The following is a 2,724-nucleotide window of genomic DNA, read 5'->3' on the forward strand; positions in this document are numbered from 1 at the left end:
GTCATGGCCTTCGACGAAGCCGGCCAGGCCGACACGCTCGAAAAGAAACAGAAAATTTGCGCGCGCGCCTATGACATTCTGGTCAACCGCGTCGGCGTGCCGCCGCAGGACATCATCTTCGATCCCAACATCTTTGCGATCGCGACGGGAATCGAGGAGCACAACAATTACGGCGTCGACTTCATCGAGGCGACGCGCTGGATTCGCCGGAACCTGCCGGGCGCGCATGTCTCCGGCGGCGTGTCCAACCTGTCGTTCTCGTTCCGCGGCAATGAGCCGGTGCGCGAGGCCATGCACTCGGTGTTCCTGTATCATGCCATCAAGGCCGGCATGGACATGGGCATCGTCAATGCCGGGCAGATGATCGTCTATGACGACATCGATCCCGAGCTGCGCCAGGTGTGCGAGGACGTCGTGCTCAACCGCGACGGCGGCGCGTCCGAACGGCTGCTCGCGCTCGCGGAAAAATTCCGCGGAAAGGGAACGCAGACCAGGGAAGCCGATCTCGCCTGGCGCGAATGGCCGGTCGAGAAGCGCCTGACCCACGCGCTGGTGCACGGCATCACCGAGTACATCGAGCAAGACACGGAAGCCGCGCGAGGCAACGCGACGCGGCCGCTCGACGTGATCGAGGGCCCGCTGATGGCCGGCATGAACGTGGTCGGCGATCTCTTCGGCGACGGCAAGATGTTCCTGCCGCAGGTGGTGAAGTCGGCCCGGGTCATGAAACAGGCCGTCGCCTATCTGATGCCGTTCATGGCGGAGGAGAAGGCGCGCAACCTCGCCAATGGCGTGGTGGGCAATGGCCGCTCCAATGCCGGCAAGATCGTGCTTGCGACCGTCAAGGGCGACGTCCACGACATCGGCAAGAACATCGTCGGCATCGTGCTGCAATGTAACAATTTCGAGGTCATCGACCTCGGCGTGATGGTGCCGGCGGCCAAGATCATCGAAACCGCGAAGAGCGAAGGCGCCGACATCGTCGGCCTGTCCGGCCTGATCACGCCCTCGCTCGACGAGATGAGTTTTCTGGCCGGCGAGATGGAACGGCAGGGCCTGAGCGTGCCGCTTCTGATCGGCGGCGCCACCACCAGCCGGGTGCATACCGCCGTCAAGATCGACCCGAATTATCGCCGCGGCCCGGTGGTACATGTCAATGACGCCAGCCGCGCGGTCGGCGTGGCGTCGGCGCTGCTGTCGCCCGAGCGGCGCGACGCCTATGCCACCGAGGTGCGGGCCGAATACGCCAAAATTTCCGCGGCGCATTTCCGCGCGCAGAGCGACAAGAAGCGGTTGAAGCTGACGGACGCCCGCGCCAATGCGGCGCGCATCGATTTTGCCAAGGCGCCGCCGACCAAACCGTCGTTCCTGGGCACCAGGAGTTTCGACGCCTATGATCTTGCCGAACTGGTCGACTACATCGACTGGACGCCGTTCTTCCAGACCTGGGAGCTGGCCGGGCGCTATCCGGCGATTCTGAGCGATGCCAAGGTGGGCGAAGCCGCCCGCGCGCTGTATGACGACGCCCGCAAGATGCTGGACCGCATCGTCAGGGAGAAATGGTTCACGGCGCGGGCCACGATCGGCTTCTGGCCGGCCAATGCCGAGGGCGATGACATCGCTGTTTATGCCGACGACAGCCGCAGGCGGAAGATCGCGACGCTGCACACGCTGCGCCAGCAACTGGAGAAGCGCGAGGGCCGCTTCAACGCCGCGTTGTCGGATTTCATCGCGCCGGCGGCGTCGGGCGTGCCCGACTATATCGGCGGCTTCGTGGTGACGGCGGGGATCGGCGAGGACATCGTCGCCGACCGTTTCAAGAAGGCCAATGACGATTACTCCTCGATCCTATGCAAGGCGTTGGCCGATCGCCTCGCCGAAGCTTTTGCCGAACGGATGCATGCCCGCGTCCGCCGCGAGTTCTGGGGCTATGCGCCGGACGAGACGCTGTCGCCGGCCGAGTTGATGCTGGAAAAATATCAGGGCATCCGCCCGGCGCCGGGCTATCCCGCGCAGCCCGATCACACCGAAAAGAAGACGCTGTTCGCGCTGCTCGATGCCGAGAAAACTTCCGGCGTGACGCTGACCGAGAGCTTCGCGATGTGGCCGGGCTCGTCGGTGTCGGGGCTTTATTTCGGCCATGCCGAAAGCTTCTATTTCGGCGTCGGCAAGATCGAGCGCGACCAGGTCGAGGACTATGCCGCGCGCAAGGGCATGAGTGTTGCGGAAACCGAACGCTGGCTGGCGCCGGTGTTGAACTACATCCCGCCGCAGGACCAGTCGAGCGAAGCGCGCGCGGTGCAGGACGCGATGCCGACGACCGCGCCATCGGCCGCGCCCGCCAACGACGTCGTGACAAAGGAAATAGCCGCGCATCCGCCCGGCTGCACCTGCGCCGTGCATCTGGCCTGGCGAAAAAAAGCGGTCGGCGCGGGATAGGCGGTCGGTCGACGCGCTCTCGCTTTCGCCTCGCCCCGCAATCGGGGCGAGATGACTTGGCTCGCGGATGTTTTTGCCCAATCTGCTCATTCAAATGGCAGGTCTCTCAGCCGTCATTGCGAGCGCAAGCGAAGCAATCCATCGTGCCGCAAAGAAAGCATGGATTGCTCACATGGGGAATGTGTCTGTCAAGGATGAGCAGTCACCTTTTTGTTCGACTGCGGGCCACCTCTTCGTCCCGACCCACAGGTTCTGCAGGATGACGCGCGCAGATCAAGTCAAGGC

At 64.0% G+C, this 2,724-nt stretch carries 1 protein-coding gene; it reads left to right on the top strand.

Going from position 1 to position 2,724, the window contains the following annotated elements; all coding sequences use genetic code 11:
- Window positions 1–2,439, top strand: a 2,439-nt coding sequence (locus tag WCB02_RS21665; protein ID WP_423961274.1) for a vitamin B12 dependent-methionine synthase activation domain-containing protein, incomplete at its 5' end; no start/stop codon positions are given.
- Window positions 2,440–2,724: the final 285 nt, after the last annotated feature.

Origin of the sequence: Bradyrhizobium sp. (assembly GCF_049581145.1) — a bacterium.
Classification (GTDB): Bacteria; Pseudomonadota; Alphaproteobacteria; order Rhizobiales; family Xanthobacteraceae; genus Bradyrhizobium.